At 43.2% G+C, this 22,554-nt stretch carries 21 protein-coding genes; all 21 read left to right on the forward strand.

Going from position 1 to position 22,554, the window contains the following annotated elements; all coding sequences use genetic code 11:
• Nucleotides 1-15: 15 nt before the first annotated feature.
• The 21 genes from D0T66_RS03360 to D0T66_RS03460 all read left to right on the forward strand — a co-directional run bounded on the left by D0T66_RS03360 (nucleotide 16) and on the right by D0T66_RS03460 (nucleotide 22,477).
• The gene (locus D0T66_RS03360; protein WP_163355604.1) at nucleotides 16-642 is read left to right on the forward strand and encodes an acetyltransferase; all 627 of its coding nucleotides are present in this window, start codon (nucleotides 16-18) and stop codon (nucleotides 640-642) included.
• Nucleotides 643-1,812, forward strand: coding sequence for a DegT/DnrJ/EryC1/StrS aminotransferase family protein (locus tag D0T66_RS03365; RefSeq protein ID WP_163355606.1), 1,170 nt, complete (start codon nucleotides 643-645; stop codon nucleotides 1,810-1,812).
• Nucleotides 1,809-2,540, forward strand: coding sequence for a polysaccharide biosynthesis/export family protein (locus D0T66_RS03370; RefSeq protein WP_163355608.1), 732 nt, complete (start codon nucleotides 1,809-1,811; stop codon nucleotides 2,538-2,540). The genes D0T66_RS03365 and D0T66_RS03370 overlap by 4 nt, the downstream gene beginning before the upstream one ends.
• 48 nt (nucleotides 2,541-2,588) lie before the next feature.
• Entirely contained in the window at nucleotides 2,589-4,991 is a 2,403-nt protein-coding gene (locus D0T66_RS03375) for a polysaccharide biosynthesis tyrosine autokinase (protein WP_163355610.1), read from the forward strand.
• A gap of 136 nt (nucleotides 4,992-5,127) precedes the next feature.
• Nucleotides 5,128-5,310 (forward strand): hypothetical protein, encoded by a 183-nt coding sequence (locus D0T66_RS03380; RefSeq protein WP_163355554.1) that lies wholly within the window; start codon nucleotides 5,128-5,130, stop codon nucleotides 5,308-5,310.
• 38 nt (nucleotides 5,311-5,348) lie between these two features.
• On the forward strand, nucleotides 5,349-6,332 hold the full coding sequence (locus tag D0T66_RS03385; protein WP_163355612.1) for a hypothetical protein: 984 nt from the start codon (nucleotides 5,349-5,351) through the stop codon (nucleotides 6,330-6,332).
• A gap of 70 nt (nucleotides 6,333-6,402) precedes the next feature.
• Nucleotides 6,403-6,675 carry a PqqD family protein gene (locus tag D0T66_RS03390; protein WP_163355614.1) on the forward strand — a complete coding sequence of 91 codons (273 nt, stop codon included), beginning with the start codon at nucleotides 6,403-6,405 and terminating at the stop codon, nucleotides 6,673-6,675.
• A 5-nt stretch (nucleotides 6,676-6,680) separates the two neighbouring features.
• Nucleotides 6,681-7,796 (forward strand): nucleotidyltransferase family protein, encoded by a 1,116-nt coding sequence (locus D0T66_RS03395; protein ID WP_163355616.1) that lies wholly within the window; start codon nucleotides 6,681-6,683, stop codon nucleotides 7,794-7,796.
• 20 nt (nucleotides 7,797-7,816) lie between these two features.
• Entirely contained in the window at nucleotides 7,817-9,181 is a 1,365-nt protein-coding gene (locus D0T66_RS03400) for a DUF6056 family protein (protein ID WP_163355618.1), read from the forward strand.
• A gap of 26 nt (nucleotides 9,182-9,207) precedes the next feature.
• Nucleotides 9,208-10,890 (forward strand): ABC transporter ATP-binding protein, encoded by a 1,683-nt coding sequence (locus D0T66_RS03405; protein ID WP_163355620.1) that lies wholly within the window; start codon nucleotides 9,208-9,210, stop codon nucleotides 10,888-10,890.
• A gap of 25 nt (nucleotides 10,891-10,915) precedes the next feature.
• A complete protein-coding gene (locus tag D0T66_RS03410; RefSeq protein ID WP_163355622.1) occupies nucleotides 10,916-11,782 on the forward strand; it encodes a hypothetical protein in 867 nt (288 codons plus the stop codon).
• Nucleotides 11,782-12,252, forward strand: a complete 471-nt coding sequence (locus tag D0T66_RS03415) for a S24/S26 family peptidase (RefSeq protein WP_163355624.1) — start codon at nucleotides 11,782-11,784, stop codon at nucleotides 12,250-12,252. Before D0T66_RS03410 ends, D0T66_RS03415 begins: the two co-directional genes overlap by 1 nt.
• A gap of 446 nt (nucleotides 12,253-12,698) precedes the next feature.
• Complete coding sequence (locus D0T66_RS03420) at nucleotides 12,699-13,262, forward strand: DapH/DapD/GlmU-related protein (protein ID WP_163355626.1); 564 nt, start codon at nucleotides 12,699-12,701, stop codon at nucleotides 13,260-13,262.
• Nucleotides 13,263-13,275: 13 nt separating this feature from the next.
• On the forward strand, nucleotides 13,276-14,388 hold the full coding sequence (locus D0T66_RS03425) for a glycosyltransferase (RefSeq protein WP_163355628.1): 1,113 nt from the start codon (nucleotides 13,276-13,278) through the stop codon (nucleotides 14,386-14,388).
• Complete coding sequence (locus D0T66_RS03430; RefSeq protein ID WP_163355630.1) at nucleotides 14,385-15,527, forward strand: glycosyltransferase; 1,143 nt, start codon at nucleotides 14,385-14,387, stop codon at nucleotides 15,525-15,527. The genes D0T66_RS03425 and D0T66_RS03430 overlap by 4 nt, the downstream gene beginning before the upstream one ends.
• A 3-nt stretch (nucleotides 15,528-15,530) precedes the next feature.
• Nucleotides 15,531-16,487, forward strand: a complete 957-nt coding sequence (locus tag D0T66_RS03435) for a glycosyltransferase family 2 protein (RefSeq protein WP_163355632.1) — start codon at nucleotides 15,531-15,533, stop codon at nucleotides 16,485-16,487.
• A 19-nt stretch (nucleotides 16,488-16,506) separates the two neighbouring features.
• A complete protein-coding gene (locus tag D0T66_RS03440; RefSeq protein WP_163355634.1) occupies nucleotides 16,507-17,655 on the forward strand; it encodes a polysaccharide pyruvyl transferase family protein in 1,149 nt (382 codons plus the stop codon).
• Nucleotides 17,649-18,737, forward strand: coding sequence for a glycoside hydrolase family 88 protein (locus D0T66_RS03445; RefSeq protein ID WP_163355636.1), 1,089 nt, complete (start codon nucleotides 17,649-17,651; stop codon nucleotides 18,735-18,737). The genes D0T66_RS03440 and D0T66_RS03445 overlap by 7 nt, the downstream gene beginning before the upstream one ends.
• Nucleotides 18,724-20,247 (forward strand): lipopolysaccharide biosynthesis protein, encoded by a 1,524-nt coding sequence (locus D0T66_RS03450; RefSeq protein WP_163355638.1) that lies wholly within the window; start codon nucleotides 18,724-18,726, stop codon nucleotides 20,245-20,247. The genes D0T66_RS03445 and D0T66_RS03450 overlap by 14 nt, the downstream gene beginning before the upstream one ends.
• Nucleotides 20,244-21,425, forward strand: a complete 1,182-nt coding sequence (locus D0T66_RS03455) for a glycosyltransferase (protein ID WP_163355640.1) — start codon at nucleotides 20,244-20,246, stop codon at nucleotides 21,423-21,425. Before D0T66_RS03450 ends, D0T66_RS03455 begins: the two co-directional genes overlap by 4 nt.
• Nucleotides 21,422-22,477: a glycosyltransferase family 4 protein gene (locus tag D0T66_RS03460; RefSeq protein WP_163355642.1), complete on the forward strand. Its 1,056-nt coding sequence runs from the start codon at nucleotides 21,422-21,424 to the stop codon at nucleotides 22,475-22,477. Before D0T66_RS03455 ends, D0T66_RS03460 begins: the two co-directional genes overlap by 4 nt.
• The last annotated feature ends 77 nt before the right edge of the window (nucleotides 22,478-22,554 follow it).

Genomic DNA, 22,554 nt, shown 5'->3' on the forward strand with positions numbered 1-22,554 from the left:
CAAAAAGAAGATTGCATGAAAAACCTGATCATTTTTGGAGCAGGAGACCTCGGGAAGTTTATAGCCTATAACATCGATATGTTCGGTGGGGAGTATAATATCCTCGGATTTATGGATGATGATCCTGATAAAGCCGGGCAAATCCTCTGCGGATTGCCGGTATTGGGGACAGACTATTTAGAGTCGAATAAAACGGCTGATTTATGTATGGTTATAGCGGTAAGCTCTCCCGAAGCCAAAGAGTGTATTCTGAAAAAGCTAAAGCCTTACAGAATCGACTTTCCCAATTTCATTTCACCCGCTTGCTGGATATCAAAAGGCGTGGAAATCGGTTGCGGTGTATTGATATATCCCAATAGCACAATCGATTTCGAGACGGAGATAGGCGATTTTGTAACCATCAATGCCGGATGTTCAGTCGGTCATAACAATAGGATAGGGCGCTTCTCTACCTTATCTCCCGGCGTCAATCTGGCAGGGTTTACAAAGATAGACGAGAAAGTGAGCTTAGGTATCGGCTGTTGCTCGATACAAAATGTCAGGATAAACAGCCGGAGCGTGATAGGCGGACAGGCGATGTTGATAAATGATGTCGAACAAGGAAGAACCGTAGCAGGTGTACCTGCACAAATAATAAAATAGATGGAATCGGAAAGAATATGGTTGTCTATTGCCCAAATGGGCGGAAGCGAACAAAAGTATATCCAAGATGCTTTTGATAGGAACTGGATTGCCCCGTTGGGGCCTAATGTTAACGGATTCGAGAAGGATCTCGAAAGTTTTCTGGGAGAAGGATGCCATGTGGTAGGCCTTAGCTCGGGAACAGCAGCTTTGCATTTAGCGCTGATACAATTAGGCGTAGAAACCGGCGATGAGGTTATATGCCAGTCTTTTACCTTTTCGGCGTCGGCCAATCCCATTATGTATCAAGGGGCGATACCTATATTCGTGGATAGCGAAAAGGATACATGGAATATCTCTCCCGAATTACTGGAAAAGGCTATCATCGACAGGAAAGTGGGAACAGGAAAATATCCTAAGGCGATTATTCTTGTCCACCTCTATGGCATACCTGCTAAAATGGATGAGATTCTGGCTATTGCATCCAAATATAATATACCCGTCATAGAAGATGCTGCCGAAGCACTGGGTTCGGAATATAACGGAACTAAATGCGGTACATTCGGCGAGTTTGGGATATTGTCTTTCAATGGGAATAAGATCATAACCACCTCGGGAGGTGGTGCACTTGTCTGCAAACGGTCGGAACAGGCACAACGGGCTATCTTCCTTGCCACTCAGGCAAAGGAGGACAGGCCATACTATCATCACGAGAAGGTAGGCTATAATTACCGGTTGAGCAATATTTGCGCAGGGATAGGACGGGGGCAGATGGAGGTCTTGCGACACCATCTGGCTCGCAGGCGAGAGATTCATGCCTTGTATTCCGAACTATTAGCAGACATCGAAGGGATATCCGTCATGCAATGCCCGGATGCAAACTTCCATTCTAACTATTGGCTGACTTGTATTACGATTGATAGTAAAATGTTGGGGATAACAGCAGATGATATCCGTTTATACCTCGATTCGGTCAATATCGAGTCTCGCCTCTTGTGGAAACCTCTTCACATGCAGCCCGTATTCAAGCTATATCCTGCTTACGTGGATGGCACATCCGAAAGGCTTTTTAACGAAGGGCTTTGCCTGCCTTCGGGTTCTTCGCTGAAAGATAAGGATATAGAAAGAGTTGTCTCGCAATTAAGAAAATGCATAACAATCCAATATAAAACAAACCAGATTAGATTATGAAAACCACATTCAGATTACTCGTAGGAGTATTTATCACATTTTTACTCAGTTCCTGTTCATCATACCGGGATGTCGCATATTTTCAGGATTTTGAAAAGATAGGACAACTTGCCGCCTTTCAGGATTATGAACCGAAGATAAAGAAAGACGATATGCTCAATATCGTTGTCTCCGGCCCGAACAAAGATGTTGTTGCCCCGTACAACAACGAAAAGAAAAGTTATATCGTAGATATAGAAGGCTTTATCGACCTGCCTGTGTTGGGAGAGATACAGGTCGAAGGGCTTACGCTACGGGAATTGTCTGACAAGCTTACGGCCGATATATCCAGGGATATCAGGAATGTAACCGTGAACGTATCCTTGGCAAATTATAAGATAACCATATTGGGCGAAGTCCGCAAGCCGGGCACTTATACCATAGAGAGCGAACGGACAACCATCCTGCAAGCTTTGGGGATGGCAGGCGATCTCACCTTTGATGCAAAGCGCAGTAATGTGATGTTGATTAGGGAGATAGATGGCGAGTATAAATATATAAAGATTGACCTCCGCAAATCCGAGATTCTTTCTTCGCCTTATTTCTATCTCTGCCAGAACGACGTACTATACGTCACCCCTACGTCGACCCGCGCATTCACCGGATCGAGCCAGTCCTCCATTATCCCTATCATAACCTCTTCGCTGGGGTTGATAATATCAATAGTTGCTTTAATTATCAGCCTTTGATTATAAGCATCTGATTTGTAAATGATTTAATAAGATATTTTGAAAGACATGACAGATAGAGAGTTTCTGAAGAAGGAGCAAACAACTAAAATAGATTTCCGTAGAATACGTGCTATTTTATGGAGCATCAAGTATGTATTGCTGGCATCGATCATCATATGCGTGGGCTGTACTTATTTGTATTTGCATTATACAACACCGGAGTATAGAAAGAGTATAACGGTTGTGCTGACGAACCAGCAAAGCCAGTATTCGGACAATTACCAGTTGGTTTCGAATACCTTAGGTACAAGGACAGAGAAGGGAAATGATAACCAGATATTCGTCCTGAAATCAGCTAAGCTGATGAGTAAGGTAGTCGAACAGGGAGGCTTCAATGTAAGATATTTCAATAAGGGAAACTTTGTTGATAGAGAGCAATATAAAGACACTCCTGTTGTATTCTCGTTTACGCCGAAGGAGAAGAAATATGAAAACGCTGATATCGATATGGAAATAACCTTCTCTGGAGGGAAGGGCGTGTTTGTCGATTCATTATTGATTAATGGCGACCCCGTCTCTTTACCTGCCGGGAAAGTGGATTTCGAACAAAGTATCGATACACCTTCGGGAACTATCAGCCTGAAAGTGAGGGGAAATATAAACCCATCAGATCTGAATGGACAAATGCGTATTACCCGGTCGAGTCTGGAAGTGGCAGCGAGACAGTTGATAGGAAAGATGGATATAATTTCTTCGGCTCAACAAGAGAACCTCTTGCTTATCTCATTGACAGAGGGGCATCCCAAGCGGGCAGAGGATATTCTGAATACCTTGATCGAAGAATATAATATCTTGTCCAAGGAGAATGATAGCCAGAGCATACTGAATACCATTGCCTTTTTGGACGAGCGTATTTCGACACTGGAAGAGGATCTGAAAGCGGTGGAAGGCTCGTATGCTGAATACAAGACTGCCAACCAATTGCTCGATTTGGGCTCTAAGTCGCAGATAGTTGTGAATACCAATCAGGGATATAAAGAGCAGCTGAATAACCTGAGATTACAACTCAACCTTTTAGAGAGCCTCAAGAAATCTTTTCAGAGCAAGGAATATAAGCTTATACCTGTTAATATCGGTATCACTGACGGGATGCTCAACTCGTCCATTTCCCAATACAATCAGTATGTTATCGATCGTAACAGGCTATTAGCCGCATCGAGCGAGAATAATCCTAAAGTGCAGGCTGTGGATGAATTGCTGCTTTCGCTGAAAGAGAATATCAAGCAATCGATCACAAATCTGGAAGCGGGTTATAATCTCCAGTTGCAATCCATTGCCAGACAACAAAATCAGAATCAACGGGAATTGGTTTCGATGCCTTCCAAACAGTTGGCTCTGACGCGGATGTCGCGCTTGCAACAAGTGAAAGAACCCCTTTATATCCTTCTGCAACAGAAAAGGGAAGAAGCTTTGTTGACATTATCCTCTTTATCCAACCGCGCCTATGTGGTAGACAAAGCCTTCGGGTCGAACTCCCCGGTTCTATCCCAGAAGAAAGAGATTTACCTGTTTGCATTATTTATCGGCCTTATGATTCCGATAGCTATTGTGGTAGCGATGAATGTATTTCGCGAGAAGATTATGTTCGAAAAGGATATTGTAGAACGGACGGATATCCCCTTGTTAGGTACTATCCCGTCGGCAGAGAAAAACAGGAAATCACCGATGAAAGCCAAGATAATAACTCATACAGGGCGCGATCCTCTCACGGAAAGCTTCCGCATGTTACGTTCCAAATTGGAGCGGCTCAGCATCGACAAGAAAAAGCAGGGGGGAGTGATTCTTCAGGTTTCTTCTTCAGGCCCGTGGGAAGGGAAAAGCTTTATTTCGATTAATATGTCCTTATCATTGGCGTATTTGGGGAAGAAGGTTCTGCTGATAGGCTCGGATTTGCATAAACCGGCTCTGAATAAATATCTGGAAATAGACAATGATGAGATGGGATTATCCAGTTATCTGGCCGGAGAGATAAAAGATGTAGACCAGATTATCATTCCACACAAGGATACCGAGAACTTAGATATCATCCCTGCCGGCCCCATACCACCCAATCCGAGCGAATTACTTTCGCTCCCTTTGGTAGGCGAAATGTTAGATGAACTACGATCCCGCTACGATTATATTATAGTGGATTCTGCGCCGTTTCTTGTTGTTTCCAGTGGATTCATTATGAGCAAATACGTCGATTCTACCTTGTATATTCTCAGATCCGGCTATACCAAATTCTCTATCATAGATACACTGAATAATGTAATCCGCGAAGGAAGCATCGATTCCATAATGCTCATGCTGAACGCCGTCAATTATAACAAAGTTTCTATTTATGGGGCAGGAGGACTGGGCGAGAGCTACAGTTATGGATACAGTTATGAATATGTCGATTATTATAAGAAAAAGGGCAAATACTAACTCTCTTTTAACACAAGCGACAACCTTTCCGCAAAAGCAGCTGAACAACATGTAGATATAGGGAACTCACCGGTGATGTTACACATCATTGGTGTAAATCCTTAGATTTTTTAGTAATAATTAAAACTGAATGAAAATGAAAAGAAAGAATGAAAAGATGAAGGAAAGCTACGTTTCTCCTCTCGTCGAGGTGATTGAAGTAGACGTAGAAGAAGGATTTGCGATGTCGGCAAGCACCGAGATCAATGCCGCTGCGAATGATTTTACGACCAACAATTTCGACCCGAATGATGGTGGTAGTACAATGGGACATTTTTAACTGATGTTGAACGATTGTTTAAAAAAAAATTAAAAAAAATGATGAAAAAAGTAGTATTTGCGTTGCTGGCCTTGTCGGCCGGCTTGTGTTCATGTAGCCAAAGTGATGAACCGAACAATGTACCGGACAAGTATGTAAGTGTAACAATCGGTACTAAATCCGAAGTGTTGGAAAAGAGTATTATCGAGCCTGGAGGAACGACCAGCTGGGATGTGAATGATGTGGTAAACATCATCGATGCCAATGGTACAGTTCAGCCATTTACTTATGCCGACGAAACAGCGAAAGCGTCTGCCAAATTTACGGGATTGCTGCTCGCCAATCAAGGATCGCAAGTGTATAAGGCATATCATGCTCCCGAAAACTCTATCGTCTCTCTGAACGGACAGTCGCTGTTTATCGAGAGAAAGGATATTGAAATCGATGAACATGGGATAGAGAATAACTCAGCTATGTTCGGTTCTTATTGCCCGATGGTGGCTATGCCGGTCGAGTTTGATGCGAATGATACGAGTGGAGATAAGCCGTTACAATTCTATCAATTAATGTCGATGATCGAAGGCCGCGTTTCGTTGAGAACGGAAGAAGATGGATATTATTTGGCTAAGAGATTCGACGAAGTAAGGTTCGAAATACAAGCCAACGGTTCGATGCCATTTTATAAAACAATAGAACTGGCATTGGATAGACTTACTGTTGATTCCAAGGTAGGAGACATCAACGAATGCATCGTGAATAACGGTAATTCTGAGATGACAGACTACATGTGCACCATCATGCACATGGAAGAGCGTAGTATAGCCGAGTTGAAGGAAGAATATAAAAAATTAGGTTCGTTCCCTATTCCTATATTTGCTCTTCCTACAGACCTCGAATTCGACTACACTGCAACTGTAAGTTTCTATTATAAAGGTAATCCACAGTTGATACTGCAAGGTAGCGCTACTGCCGAACGCCTGAATCCGGTAGGACTGAATGTCCTCAATTTCGATCATAACAAGATCGTACCTATATATAACTAATTCTTAAATTATGCTATAAGGGGCTTTATAGCCCTTTATAGCTCTTTTAGCTAACTATTTATCAAAAAAGATGAGAATCAGAAAAGGCTTTAAAGTACAGTCGGTAGGAGGTGAAAATATTATACTCCTGCAAGGAACATACGGTGTGGATACGACCAAGATTATGTCATTCAATCAAACATCTCTTTTTTTGTGGAATCTGTATGAGAATAAGGATTTTACGGTGGAGCAGGTGGCAACTTCCATCATAGAAGAATTCGGCATAGACAGAGATTTAGCCCTCAAAGATGCTGCGGCCTGGATTGATGCATTAGTTCAGAACAGACTTATCGAACTACAATGACAAGCATGACAGATATATTCTTCACCTTGCTTCGGCTAAGCCTGAATGTCAATAAAAATAGCGAGGATTGCTGTTTATCGGTATTTGCTAATACTCAGAGCAAAGATTGGGAACGATTGTTCGACCTTTCGTCAAGGCAGGGAGTCCTGCTTTTATCCTATGGCGGTTTGCAGTATTTGCCTGCGAAATTGCAGCCACCCCGTCAGTTGAAGCTGCGCTGGTGCGTAAATGTCCTGAAAGGGAGTGAGCGATATGAGTATTATAAATCCATTATAACGAAGCTGTCGAACCTGTTTTCTGATAAGGATGTCGAGTTTCTCTTGATCAAAGGGGTTACCATATCCGAGCTATATCCTGTTCCGTACCTGCGGGAGAGTGGGGATATAGATATTTATTTGCCGGAAGAATCGGAACAGGCTAACGATCTGATTGTTTCGCTGGGCGTAAGAATGGAGAACGAAATCCCCAAGCATACGACTTTTGTTATAGATGGCATACCCATCGAAAACCACCATACGTTTTTTGATACAACCTTGCATTTCCAACGAGAAGGCCGTTTGTATCAGAAAATGGAGAATATCCTCCGGGGCATGCTTTCGGAAGGAGCTTACCCGTCGGTGAACTGGAACAATGTGTTTCAATTACCTCCGCAAGTGGCAGCACTTTACTTTATTGGGCACACATTCAGGCATTTTTGCTGTTTAGATATGAACATCAGGCAACTGTGCGACTGGACGATCTTTTTTAGCAAGCACAAAAATGATATCGACAGCAAGCTGTTATCTTCTCAGATAGCAGAACTGGGATTAGAGAAGTTTGTATGCCATATTAATTCTTTTTGTGCCGATTATCTTGGGTTTAATCCCTATTTTATGATTCCATCCGAAGAGGATGCTCATGCAGAACGGTTTATCATGAAAACAGTTATGCCTTACCGGGCTACGCTCAAGATGCATATCCCTGTTGTTAATGTATTGCGTTACCTTTTTCGGAGGAATAATATATATCGAAGATACCTCGGGAAAGTAGGCATCTCGGAGTTTCTGCTTCCTGAAATCAGGAGTTATTTCGCCTATCTGCTGAAACGGAGATGGCGACAGGTAAGTAAGGTGCAAAATTGATTCATTGAAAGAGTTATACTATGAAAAACAGGTACATAGCAGAAGTTGCTAATAGCCGTAAATGGGTGTTATATTTGTGTGTGTTTGCATGCTTCGTTTCGCTGTTTATGCTGAACTCCCTATTTCCCATTTTCACCGATGACTGGGTTTATACCTTTATATTCAGGAGCGACCCGCCGGTGCGCATCACAGGCATTCGGGAGATAATAGATTCACAATACAATCACTACTTCACATGGGGCGGGCGCTTTGTTGTCCACCTTATAGCACAGTTCCTGTTGATGCTGAAACCGTGGATGCACGATTCGCTGAATGCTTTAGCCTTCACGCTCTTACTCTGGCTGATATACCGGATTTCGAATTATAATAACCCCATCAGCCCCATCGTATTTGTCTTTATTTACTTCCTTGTATACTTTTTCCAACCGGCTTTTGCTGCCACCATCCTGTGGATAACCGGCAGTGCCAACTATCTATGGGGAACCCTGATTATTCTCCTGTTTATATATCCTTACTACCTGTTTTTTAGGAATCCCGGATATAAACTCAAAGGCATCATGGTTGCTATCGGCTTCTTTATCGGAGGGATTCTCGCCGGATGGACGAATGAGAATATGGCTGTGGCCGTCCTTCTGATGCTTGTCTTTATGTGTTTCTATTTCCGGAGGAGAGGGGAATTGCCCCGATGGGCTGTTGTAGGCCTTATAGGATTCAGTATAGGATGCGTATTGCTTTTAGCTGCTCCGGGAAATTATGTCAGGATGGAGGTTGCAAGCGCAAATGCCCAACCTGTCACGATAGCAGATACGTTGATAAGCAGGCTGTATACCATGTTCTACCATTATCTATATTATGGCTTGCCGTTAATCCCCATCTATATAATCGGGCTGGTAGCATTGCTGAAAAGTAAGCAAACAACACGCGAAGAGCGTCGGATGATACTCTTTATATCGGCTGTTTTCGTTATCACTGCCCATATCGCCTTTGCCGTAATGATTGCATCGCCCCAGTTCCCGAGCCGGGCACTATTTGGCGTCGTCACCTTTGCCATTATCGCTATCGGCATACTATATGCCAATATCAGGATAGCAAGCCCTTCCGCCAAGGTATTGAAAGTATCAGGTATGATATTGCTGATAGGTATATTGGGTTATAAATACTATCAGCAATATAATGCGTTGAGCTATGCCAACGAGCAGTGGGAGAAGCGCTATACTTATGTATTGCAGCAGAAGGTGCAAGGAAACCTGCATATAGAACTAACAGAGAAAATAATAACAGCACCGGAATACCATTTGCACGAACTCTCCACCGATTCGGCTATATGGTATAATAAGGCCTTCGCAAAATATATGGGTGTGAAATCTGTAAAAGTCACGGAATAAGGTACATCCAAACCAAAATAGTTGCAATGAATGTCAATTCGTATATAAAGCTACTCCCCGCGCAGTTCCGGAGAAGGGCAGTTAAGATGGTTGCCATCGGGATAGTGAACCGCCTGCTCGACTTGGTTGGGTTAGCTTCGCTGCTACCGATTATTATTGTAATTATCAATCCGGCAAGCATCGAAGGGGATAACTCTTTTATGGGGCAACTTTTCCGCTTTATAGGTTTGGACTCGCTTGCCCAATTCGGCTTGATATTAGGGATAGCAGCTTTAGTGCTGCTGCCGCTCAAAAGTGTCCTTATTATCTGGCTTGGGAATATTCAGAACAAGTACTATTTAGAAATATATAGATACTATTCCCGGCGGCTCTACAACTACTATCATAGCAAGGGATTGCTGTTTATACGCCAGACCTATTCTTCGCAATTGGCATTCCATATCAATGGAGCATGCTATGGTTTCGCTACCAGCATTATTAAAACCATTCTGGATTCGGTATCGAATATGGTAATGATGCTGCTGCTAATGGGTTTTCTGCTTTGGCTTGCTCCCGTAATATCGATGGCATTGGTAGGCGCTATGATTCCCATCTCGCTGATATACCTTGCCGTTGTCAGAGGCAGGTTGAAGAAGCTTGGTCTGGCAGCCTATGAAGCCCGCCGCAATCAGGCGCAGATAGTGCAGGAAAGCCTCAAAGGACATGTCTGTCTGAGCGTGAATGGCTCATTCGACAGGATAAGCAACCAATTCGAGGAAGGGCTCGACACCATATCAAAGGCTGATACTAAGAATATTATTTACAGGCAGGTACCATCCGTTATCTTTCAGCTGTGTATAGTGGTTGCGCTTATCATTTTGCTTGTTGCCGGTACGGCTAATGGCGTTTCTGTTAATGCTTTCATCATTTTCGGATTTGTTGCCCTTCGGGTTATGCCCTCTCTATTGACCTTGGTGAGCAGTTGGCATGTCCTTCAGAATAACCAATATGTGATAGACGTCATTAAAGGTGCCGACGAAGACGATAGCAAAGAGGCAGATGAAGAGTTTCCTCAAGCGATAATAAACCTGAACCGGCAAATCGAGCTCCGGGACATAACCTTCGCCTTTGATGTGAATGCGCCTGTATTCTCAAACTTCTCACTGAAAATCCATAAAGGCGAATGCATTGGATTCAAAGGGGATTCGGGAGCGGGTAAAAGTACCTTGTTCAACCTGTTACTGGGCTTCTATATCCCGCAGCAAGGTGGGATATATATCGACGGAATCAAGCTGTCGCCTCGGAACAGGAAAAGCTGGCATAAGCTGATTGGCTATGTAGAACAGGATGTCTTTATCAAAAATGATTCGTTAAGAATGAATATAGCGATGTCTATCGGTGAGCCCGATAATGACAGGATATTGAAGGTCTTGGAACAAGCCGGACTTAAAACATGGTTCGAAAGTCTTCAGGACGGCTTGGACACACTGATTGGAGAAGCAGGTACTACTATCAGCGGAGGCGAAAGACAGCGGATAGGGATAGCAAGAGCTTTGTATAAAGAGCCGGAAGTCCTTTTTGTGGATGAGGCTACTTCGGCCTTGGATGCGAAGAAAGAAGAAGACATCGTTTCCCTGCTGCATGCCTTAGCTGCTGATAACTTTACTTTGTTGATAATCTCGCATAGGGAGCGTACACTTCGCTTCTGTAGCCGAATAGTAGATATATAACCGTATTAGCCACCGAAAAATGAATATGAAAAAGATATACTTGATAGCCGGCCTGACAGTGGAAATGACAGGGGAGCAGATGCTACGGCAGGTAAGCCAGTTTCCGGGGTTTGATATATTCGAAATACCCGAACAGGACAGGGGAGATGCGGATATCTGCATACACATGGATAGGCAGATAGATACGGCCAATCTGATGAATATCCGTCTGATACACTGTTTCAGTATATTAGACCTGAAACATACTTTCTCGAAGTGTGAAGATGGATATCTTTTCGAAATGTATCAGTCTGACGGAAAGAAGATTATCAGCATCATTTATAATCTGAAGGACAATACTGTTTTTACTTCCTCCTCCGACAACGAAATGATTATCAAGTATGCGGTATGGATTGCCTACTTTTTGCCGGCAATAGGGAAAAGAGTTATCCCGATACATGCATCGTCCGTAGTAAAGGACTCGGAGGCAGTCTTGTTCCTTGGCGAGTCGGGGACAGGTAAAAGCACCCATGCCAGATTGTGGCTGAAATATATAGAGAATTCTTATTTGCTGAATGACGATTCTCCTTTGTTGTGCCTTAGAGATGGTAAGATTTTCGTTCACGGTTCGCCGTGGAGCGGAAAGACACATTGTTATCAACAAAAAGCGGCTCTTCTGAAAGCAATGGTCAGGCTAAAGCAATACCCCGAGAATAGGATGAACCGCCGGAGCCGCCTGGAATCTATCGGAGCTATTCACCCGTCGTTTCCGCCCTTTATAGCTCATGACGAAGTTTTATCCGAAAAGGTAATGTATATGATAGACAAAATCGTTAACAATGCGCCTGTATATGAGCTGAGATGCCTGCCGGATAAAGAAGCTGCGGAAATCGCTTATAATACAATATACTGATGGGTATGATTACGAAAGAGATATTATCCAACCAGTTGTTTTTTACGAATGTCCGCCAGATTATCGATTCGGGCAACCCGGTAGAATTGAAGGTGAAAGGAATGAGCATGTATCCTACCTTATTGGACGGCAAGCATAAGGTCGTGCTGATACCTTACCACAGGCAGTATCTGCGCATCGGTGTTATAGCCCTTTTCGTATACAATAAGAAATACATACTGCATCGCCTTGTATCTATCGAGGGTGACCGGTTGATATTTCAGGGCGACAATCTCTCGCGCGTTAGAGAATGCGTCACAGAAAACGATATAGTCGCCATCGTGGAGTATATTATCACGCCCACAGGTAAGCTAATCGATTGCAAAAAGCGCTGGTTCTTTCTCAAAGACAAGCGCTGGCGCTCCGTGCAGCGGTACTATCTGAAGGTAGCAGAAAAGCTAAAAGGCTTCTTATCGGGAGCGAACCGGTAAGGTGATTCTCCACCTCTAAAAATACACAAATGTGTTACTTTTTTGTCACCCTATTGTTACCTTTGTTGTCGAAAATCGCATTCATTATGAGCTAATTAAGAGAAAAAGTGTATATAAAAAATGTTGTTTTTTTTGTAGGTTACTTTTTTATTACTTAACCACGAAGCGCACAAAGAGCCTACAAGAAGTACACAAAAAGCAGACACGCTTGTCATGCTGAATGAAACGAAGCATCTCGTTTTGTTGGAGAAGAGAGAGCCCTCACCTTCGTTCGGGATGACAATAAAAAGTAACAAAAGTATATTGATTTAGGGTGTTTTTTCGAGTTACTTTTCTTGTAAACTAATAAACTCATTTACTTGCCAACTACTTCGATATAGATAAACTTGCGTATATAGCTTGACTATCTATTCACATAAATTAATGAATATTCAATACAAGTGCCGATGTTTAGCAAATGTATAAACTTTGTAAAGTCCCGCTTCCGAAAATACCTTTTGGATGAATATTGGCTCGAAGACTATATAAAATTAGGGATGAAAGTGGGCAGCAATTGCTCTATACAGCCCGGATTGGTGGTAGACGTAAGCCATTGCTGGTTGATAGAGATTGGCGACAATGTAGTGATTGCGCCGCAGGTCTATTTGCTGGCACATGACACCAGTACGAAGAAATATACAGGCTATACCAGAATAGGCCGAATCACTATCGAACGGAATGTCTTTATCGGGGTACGCACGGTCATTATGCCCGGAGTGACGATAGGCGAAAATGCGATTATAGGCTCAAATAGCGTCGTCACCAAAACGATTCCAAAGAATGTTGTAGCAGCAGGCAATCCGGCGAAAATTGTATGCTCCGTGGAAGAATATCGAGCCAAAATTAAAGGGGTCTTCAAAGATGCCCCGCTGTTCTCGGATGAATATACGCTACGCAAAGGAATCGACGAAGACAAAAAAGAAGAAATGAAAACCTTATTGTCATCGGATAAGATTGGTTTTGTGGAATAGATGAATTATAACTATGGAACGGAAAATAAAAGTATTGTTCTTTATAGAGTCGCTTGCCGGAGGAGGTGCCGAAAAGGTGCTTCATACCATTGTGAAGCATATCGATAAAAGCAAATTTGACATAACAGTGGCTACTGTGGCGGCAGGAGGCATATACGAAAAGCCAATCAGCAAGTCTGTCAGATACGAGCCCATAATAAAAACACGTAATCGGTTCTTATATAAACTATTATACCACTTGATTTACTTTTATTTGCCGTTGAGAGTGGTTTATGCTCTCTTTCTACCGAAAGGGAACGATATAGAAGTCGCTTTTTGTGAAGGATTTGCAACAAAGCTGCTTGCCCATTCATCCAATAAGAATAGAATAGCGTGGGTGCATACCGATATGCTGCTCAACCCTTGGACGCAAAATATCGTTTATCCTTCCGTGAAGAAGGAAAGAGATACATACTTGAAATACAGTAAAATAGTATGCGTCTCCGACACGGTGAAAAAATCGGTGGAAACAAAATTCGGCGTAGCAGCTGCGACCATCTACAATCCCATTGATAATGCCGAAATCATCCGCAAATCCAAAGAAGAAGTACCCTTGCCCGAGAAAAGGAAACTCCGCATGGTTACATTGGGGCGTCTTGTGGAGCAAAAAGGATATGACAGGTTGCTAAAGGTGGCAAAAAGGCTGATAGATGAAAAGTGCGATTTTGAATTGTGGATATTGGGAGAAGGGCCGGAGAAAGAAAAGCTGACCCAAGATATTGAAAGAAACAAGTTGAATAATCACATCCGGATGTATGGTTTTATCCCGAATCCCTATCCTTACATAGCGGCAAGCGACATCTTTGTCTGCTCCTCACGATGCGAAGGTTTCAGCACAGCCGCCACCGAAGCGGTGATTCTGGGGCTGCCTGTGGTAACAACGCTTTGTTCGGGAATGAAAGAACTTTTGGGTGATAACCAATACGGCATCATCGTGGAGAATGAGGAAATGACATTATTCGAACCGTTGAAAAAGATTATAACCAACAGTGATTATCTCTCCGTATTAACCCGCAAAGTCAGGGGAAGAGGACACGATTTCGGCATATCGTCATTGATAAAACCCGTGGAAAGGATATTGCAATGAAAAAGAAACACATCGCATTTGTTGTCAATGGGTTATATGGTGGTGGTGCCGAAAAAGTCTTGCAAGTCTTTTTAGCTCATTTCGACAGAGAAAAATACGATATTACGCTCATCAATCATCGGGAAGATGAGATGTCGTACGAATACTATCCGGCAGACATCCAGTATAAAAGTATTCTGAAAAGTATAGAAAAAAGGAAATCAAAAGCCGGAAAACTTTGGGTTAAGATATTTAACAAAATCAACCTGTTCATATACAATCATTTTTCGCCAACCCTTTTCAGACGCTTATATTTAAGAGACAAATTCGATGTTGAAATTGCTTTTATCGAAGGATATGCCACAAGGATTGTCAGCGGAGGATATTCTGGCAGAAAAATCGCTTGGGTTCATATCGACCTCAATATATCCCCTTGGACAGATATAGCTTTCCGTTCGAAAGAGGAACAAACCACCTGTTATTCCTCCTTTGACGAAGTTGTCTCCGTCTCGGAAAGCGTAAAAGAATCGCTTGAAAAACTATATTCCCGCCAATCGATAGTTATCTATAATCCGATTGACGTGGAAGAGATACGTGAAATGTCTGCTCTGTATACAGTCGAAAGGGATAAAAAGAAGCTGCTCTTTGTTTCCGTCGGTAGATTAGTGCCGCAAAAAGGCTATGACCGCCTGATACCCATTATTGGCAAGTTGATTGCCGAAGGCTTTGATTTTAGATTATGGATAGTCGGCGAAGGAGCGGAAAGGATACGTTTGGAAAAGCTGATTCGCGAGTGGAATCTGGAAGAAATCGTTACGCTGTGGGGTAATCAGAGCAATCCATATCCCTATATTGCGGCGAGCGATGTCTTTGTCTGCTCTTCGCGGAGCGAAGGGTATAGCACTGCCGTGACGGAAGCCCTGATACTCGGGTTGCCTGTTGTTACCACACTTTGCGCGGGGATGGAAGAACTTCTGGACGGTGGCGAATATGGTATCATTGTGGAGAATGAAGACGAAGCCTTGTTGAAAGGGATGAGAAACGTATTGTCTGATAGGAAGTTAATGTCACGTTACGCTGACCGGATAGAAAGAGACAAGAACCGTTTTTCGCTGGAGCGCCAGATGAATAATATATATCAGGTGATTGATAATGAATGATATATGGAAATATCGATAATCATACCGGTCTATAATACCGCCCCATACCTGGAAGAATGCTTGGATTCGGTGCTTGCGCAACAGTTCGAGGACTGGGAGTGCCTGCTTATCGACGACGGCTCGACGGATAATAGCGGCGGGATATGCGATTTGTATGCCCGACGTGACAAGCGTTTTCGGGTATTCCATATCGTTAATTCGGGCGTCTCTTTTGCCCGCAACTTAGGTATTCAACATGCCTCAGGGAAATATATAGCTTTTATTGACAGTGATGATTTAATAGATAATTTCTATCTGTCTGCCCTTCACAAAGCAGCCACACAAGCCAAATCCGAATTAGTAGTGTGCGGCATGAAATTGCTCCGCCCTTCAGGTACGGAAGTGCTTACCGCAGCCGACGGATTAGTGATTATAGGAAAGGAAGATTCTGAACGTTTCACCGAATTGAACAGCAAATATCTATTGTATGGGCCGGTGGTGAAGCTATACCGTTCGGACGTCGTCAAGGGGCATGGAATAAGCTTTCCTTTGGGGATTCAATATGGCGAAGATTTGATTTTTAACCTGCAATACCTCGAATATGTCACTCATATTCAGGTCGTAAATTCAGTAGGATATAACTATCGCATCTTATCCGAAGGCTCGCTTTCTTCCGGTGCCCATAGCCAGAGTTTTGAGAATAATTACGGACAGTGGAAAATGATTCGTTCCTTTTTCGAAAAGAGAGGTATCAATGATTCGCATTCCCGGATATTCCTTTCGAACCGTTTATGGGGTATCGCCTACAATATGGCGATGAGTAATGAGCTGTCAATTAGTGAAATAAGAAATACTTTCAGTGCAGAATGCGTAGCCGATTTGAAAACTTTCGATGAATATACGATTGCTGTACCTTGTTGGCTGAAAATAATGATAATGAATAGGTTGTATCGGCTGATATGGCTTATCCAACGAAGATAAAAAATAAAAACCGGATTATATGAAAATTATACTTTCCCCGCATGGCGGTAGTGGTAATCATGGATGTGAAGCAATCGTCCGCGCGACATCCGAAATAATAAAAGAAGCTTATTTTGAGCTGTTTTCTACCTCTGTGGAAGAAGACAGTAAGTACGGACTGGATAGATATTGCAAATTATCGAATCCCCAAAAGCCGATAAATCGTTTTTCGGTGCAATACCTGTTGGCGCGTATCGATGGCAGCGACGAAAGATTCGACAGGCTCACATTCGCCCCGATTATTCAGTCGGCAAAGAAAAGCGATATGATGATGAGTATAGGCGGCGATAATTATTGCTATGGAGTTAATCATCACATTTTGCTGGTAAATAAGGCAGTAAGGCAATTAGGTAAAAAGACCGTCTTGTGGGGATGTTCGATAGAACAGGAGGCGATAGATAACGACATCGTTTTGGGAGACTTAGCAGCTTTTGACCTGATAGTCGCCCGTGAAAGCATAACGTATAATTCATTAAAAAATAAAGGATTGCGGAAAGTTCGCCTGTTCCCTGACCCCGCATTCCAGCTCGAACGCACCGACTTGCCTTTGCCCGAAGGATTCAAAGAACTCAATACGGTCGGAATCAATATCAGCCCGATGATTATCAGTTACGAATCAAGCAAGGGTGCGACATTCAACAATTACGTCAGGCTGATAGAACATATCCTATCCACTTCGGATATGAATGTCGCTTTGATTCCCCATGTCGTGTGGGCGCATAATGACGATAGAATCCCCCTTCGGAAATTGTACAATCATTTTGCCGATACAGGCAGGGTAGTGATGATAGAAGATGCTACCGCTTCGGAACTGAAAGGCTATATTGCCCGTTGCCGTTTCTTTGTGGCAGCCCGTACGCATGCCAGTATTGCCGCCTATTCCGAGAGCGTGCCGACGCTTGTCGTCGGTTACTCGGTAAAAGCAAAGGGAATAGCCCGTGATATTTTCGGGACGGAAGACAACTATGTGATTCCCGTACAAGCATTGGAGAAGGAGAACCAATTAGTCGAAGCCTTCAAATATATATACCGCCACGAAGATAAAATCAGGAAACACTATGCTTCCATGATGAAGCAATATAAGGCGAAAGCTGCCGAAGCAGGAAAAGAGATTACGAAAATATGCTAGTGTTTTTATCCTTATTACTTTTTGTAGCCTTCATTTTTATAGGCTTCGATATTGCCTTGTTCGTGTATGAATGGCAATCGAGAATACATATAGGCAGATGGAATGACCGTTCCGTCTGGCAAAAAGCAATCGAATCGAAGGCTCGCAAATGGCTGCATAGGCCGCCGACAGTGAAACAGACCGATAACAATTGCTATGTACTGTACGATGTGATACGCGGGCGCTATCGCAACAGGACGATACAAAGCTGGCAAACAGCCGGATTGTTATTGGCTTTCGGCAAGGAAGAATCTGCCTGTTATGCAAGTAAAGCGATAGATGACAAAACAGGAAACTGGAAGAAAAAGCCTGCCTATATCGATGAAGCTTTGCTGGCATATGTGCTGAAAAAGAATGGCGTGCTGACGCCAAGAGCCGAAGAGGCGATTCGTTCCCTGCGAATGACTTTGAAGGGCAGCCAAAAGACACTTCCTTATCGTGCGGCGCTTCCTCATATCCGCTTTGTAGATACTATCGGTATGGTCGTGCCTTTTCTTGCTCTTTGTGGCGAAATGGAGCTTGCCCGCATGCAGGTAGAAGAATATGATAAAGCAAAGCTTCCCGGTTCTTCCATCCCTTCGCATGCCTATGATATTGTGCAGAATGTCCCTTTAGGCATATACGATTGGGGGCGTGGCATCGGGTGGTATATATTGGGGCTGGTAGAATCCAATGACAGGGAAGTATGGGATAAGCGGATAGTCCTTTTAGCCGAAGAATTATTCGCATATCAAAAGGCTGATGGCGGATTCGGAGCGATGTTCTTCAATAAGGAAGCTACGAGCGAGTCTTCGGGTACGGCGCTCATCGGTTTGCTGATGGTAAACGCTTACAAAATCACATCCGATAGCCGCTTCTTGGATGCGGCCTTTCGGGCGGAAAAGCGCTTGATGGCAGCCACCCGGCGAACAGGTGCTATTGATTTTTGTCAGGGGGACACGAAAGGTATCGGCTATTATTCCACTACCTATTCTGTTATGCCATTTGCACAAGGAATTGCCTTGAAACTGTCAAAAGAGCTGGATGCCTATGCGCACGGATAATTCACGGAAGAATTTTATTGCCAGCATGTCCATTATGCTGATAATGACTTTTCTGGGATTCTTTACCCGGAAAATCTTTGTAGACAGCATCGGTGTCGAATATCTGGGATTGAATGGCTTATTGCTTAATATTTTAGGTGTGGTTTCCCTGCTCGAAGGCGGATTCGGAACCAGTATCGTCTACAATCTGTATAAACCGCTTGCGGAAAGAGATGAGCCCAAGATTATCGCGCTCGTGCAGTTATACCGTAAGATATACCGTTATATCAGCGGGGGCATACTATTGATGGGGTTGGCTATATACCCTTTCCTCGATGTATTTATCAAGGGCGGCGAATCGTTGGAGTATGTTTCTGCCGTATTTTTTATCTTCCTGTTCAATAGCATCGTTCCTTATTTTGCCGCATACAAATGGTCTTTGATAAATGCCGACCAGAAGCAATATAAACTGGCAGCCATCAACCTGGTATATCAGGTCGGATTGAATCTGGCAAAGTTGGCTATATTGTATTATACCAAGAATTATATCCTGTATTTGCTGATAGAATCCTTGTTTATCGTAGGATATAACGTAGCTATCACTTATCAGGTCAACAGATTATACTCGTACATCAAAACGAAAATAAAATATAAAGTCGACGAAGAAACACGAAAAAAAATCATTACCAACTCCAAAGCCCTGTTCCTGCACGGCTTGGGCGGTTATCTGATGCATTCGACGGGCAATATCGTTATATCTTCCTTTGTCAGCATCGCCATAGTCGGCTTGTATTCGAACTATACATTAATCACCGTTTATATAAACAACCTGATAAATCAGGCATTGAACAGCGTCTCCGAAAGCGTAGGCAACCTCCTTGTCACCGAAAGCCGCGAGCGTGTCAATCAGGTTTTCAATACGATATTCCTGTTGAATTTTATCCTTGTTTCCTTGCCCGTTATTATCCTTTCCAATACACTGAACCCGTTTATAATCTGGTGGTTGGGAAGCGAATATTTATTAGGTACCGTTACGGTAATTATTATCCTCGTCAATGTATATATCTTGGGTATGCGCCTTTCGGCTCAGATATTCAAAGTCAAATCGGGCATCTTTACACAAGACCGCTTTTCGCCTCTTATACAAGGTTGCCTCAACTTAGCTTTGTCCCTTCTGTTTGTTCAATTCTGGGGTATAACAGGCGTTCTGCTTGCTGCCACCATAAGCGTATTGTCTATTGGGTTCTGGCAGTTCCCTTATCTCGTCTACAAACATACCTTTAAGAAACCGTTAAGCCTTTATTTCATAAGGTATGCCAAATATACGGCTGTGGCTCTTTTTTCGTGGGCGATAACTTACTGTATATGTTACCAATTCGAAGGCGATTCGATAGGTTATATCATGCTCAAAGGCATAATCTCCCTAATCGTTCCGGCAGGATTGTATTATATATCCTTTGCCAGAACAGAGGAGATGCAAAGCCTTCTGTTTTCATATGTTAAACCGACATTACTCAAGATATTTCAATGAAGAAGAAACGCCTGTTTATCGCCATCCAATACATGGAAATCGGAGGAGTAGAACGTTCATTGCTGGGGCTATTGGATAGTCTGGATTACTCGCGTGTCGAGGTCGACCTTTTCATATACCGCCATTCGGGCGAACTGATGCAATATATCCCTTCCGAAGTGAATCTATTGCCCGAAATCCCCGCTTATACGACGCTTACACGCCCTATAACACAGATTCTCAAAGAAGGATATTGGAGAATCGCTTTGGGGCGCTTGTATGCCAAATTTCAGGCAAAGCGATTTTCGAATCAGACCGGCGGCGACGAGAATTACTCGATATATCAGTATGTTGCGGATGCTACTACGCCTTATCTGCCGCCAATAAACGACGTTGTATATGATTTGGCGATAAGCTTTATCGCTCCGCACAATATTGTAAAGGATAAAGTGAAGGCGAAACGTAAAATTGCCTGGATTCATACCGATTATTCCAATGTTACCATAGATGCGGCATGTGAATTAAAAACATGGGGTACATACGATTATATCGCTGCTATTTCGGAAGATGCTAAAAGAGCTTTTATACAGAAATTTCCGTCATTGGCAGATAGGATTGTAGTAATAGAGAATATCCTTTCGGCAAATTTTGTCCGTGAGCAAGCCTTATTGGAAAAGCCAACGCTCGACGGCGAGATAAAACTCCTTACTGTAGGGCGCTTTTGTTATGCAAAAGCATTTGACCGGGCGGTGCATATTTGTGCCGAACTGATAAAAAAAGGTATTCCGGTCAAATGGTATGCCATAGGCTATGGTGACGAGAATCCTATCCGTCAGGCGATTGAAGAGTGTGGCATGCAGGAGCATTTTATCATCTTGGGTAAAAAGGCTAATCCTTATCCTTACATTGCTGCCTGCGATATATATATACAGCCTTCCCGTTACGAGGGGAAAGCCGTTACTGTACGCGAAGCGCAGATATTGGGCAAACCTGTCGTTATAACAGCTTTCAATACTTCCGCCAGCCAGCTGCGGAATGGTATCGACGGTCTTATTGTCCCGATGGATATTGAAGGGGCGGCGGATGCCATACAGTCCCTTATCGGAAACAAAGCATTACGGAAAGCCTTTTGTAAAAATATGGCGGTTACGGATTATAGCAACTCCAAAGAAGTAGAACATATATACGCCTTGCTATGAGATTATTATATATAACCAACGGAATCACCGGGGTAGGGGGGCTCGAACGTGTCCTTTCGGTCAAAGCTTCCTATTTTGCCGATAAGCTGGGGTATGACGTTTGTATCGTCTCTCTCAACGAAGCAGGGAAAGAACCGTTTTATACATTCAGCCCTAAAATAATATTCCATTCGGTAGACGTCTCCAAGAACAAGCCGGAATATTTCGCAGGAATCCGCCGTATTGTCAACGCGTTTAAGCCGGATGTAATCTCCGTGTGTGATGACGGATTGAAAGGCTTTTTCGTGCCTCTTTGGATTGGGACGAAGGCGAAGATTATATACGAAAGGCACGTTTCGAAAGAGATGGTTACGCATGGACGAAAGCCGAATCTGAAACAACAACTATCCTTCTTGCTGATGAATATAGGGAGCCGGTTTTATGACAAATTTATTGTCCTGACAAGCGATAACAAACAGCAATGGAAATCAGAAAATGTGGAGATAATACCCAATCCTCTTCCGTTTTACCCTGAATCCGTATCGAAATTGGAGAATAAAACCATTATCGCCGTCGGCAAAGTTTCCATTCAGAAAGGATATGACCGTTTGCAGGAAGCATGGGAACTCATCAGACATACATATCCCGATTGGAGCATCGATATTTACGGAACGATGCCACCCGATAATAACCTTCCCCTGATAGATGAAAATACTTCTATCCATATAAAAAAGCCTGTGAAAGACATACAGAAGGAATACCTGTCGTCCTCCGTTTATGCCCTCCCTTCCCGCTACGAGGGCTTTGGGATGGTCTTGATTGAAGCGATGGCTTGCGGAGTGCCTTGTATTGCATTCGATTGTCCGTGCGGCCCAAGAGACATCATTACGGATGGGATAGACGGCTTTTTGGTGGAAAATGGAAATATACAGCAATTTGCCCAACGGCTTTCGGTGTTGATTGAAGATGAGAAGCTACGCAAAACGATGGGTGAGAATGCCCGTCGCAATGTGAAGCGTTATAATGTGGACATCATTGGCAGGCAATGGGACAGCCTTTTCAGAAGCCTATGAAAAAAATCCCATAAACCGATAGGCCTATGGGATTTCAGATGAAGAATCTACTATAGTATAACTAACATAGTTAGCTA

This window comes from Dysgonomonas sp. 25 (assembly GCF_010501075.1).
Lineage (GTDB): Bacteria > Bacteroidota > Bacteroidia > Bacteroidales > Dysgonomonadaceae > Dysgonomonas.